This is a genomic window from Cellulosimicrobium sp. AB352 (genome assembly GCF_049538415.1).
GTDB classification, from domain to species: Bacteria; Actinomycetota; Actinomycetes; order Actinomycetales; family Cellulomonadaceae; genus Cellulosimicrobium; species Cellulosimicrobium funkei.
Genome location: NZ_JBMVFX010000062.1, coordinates 1 through 294 on the forward strand (window position 1 = coordinate 1; position 294 = coordinate 294).

The window sequence follows — 294 nt, forward strand, 5'->3', positions numbered from 1 at the left end:
AAGCCCACGCTGCGGCCGGGCACGCAGCTCGAGGTGCTGGCGGGGGAGTCGCTCCCGATCGACCTCACCGAGCACGTGCTCGTCGTGGAGGGCCGCTCCCCGCGCCTGACCACCGAGGACAAGGTCAAGGTCACCGAAGGGGACCGGCAGGTCCCGTCCGTGACCGAGATCGTCTACACGCCGGACGCGGACTACACCGGCCCGGCGTCGGTGTCGTTCGAGGTGACCGACGGGTCGGGCCCGGACGACCCGGAGGGCCGGACGAACGTCCTGACGATCCCCGTCCAGGTGCTC

General features: G+C 71.8%; 1 protein-coding gene. It reads left to right on the forward strand.

The genetic code is table 11. The features are described from left to right. Positions 1 to 294 (forward strand): Ig-like domain-containing protein (locus tag ACPCUX_RS18840; RefSeq protein ID WP_423389405.1); only part of this gene is annotated, 294 nt, incomplete at both ends.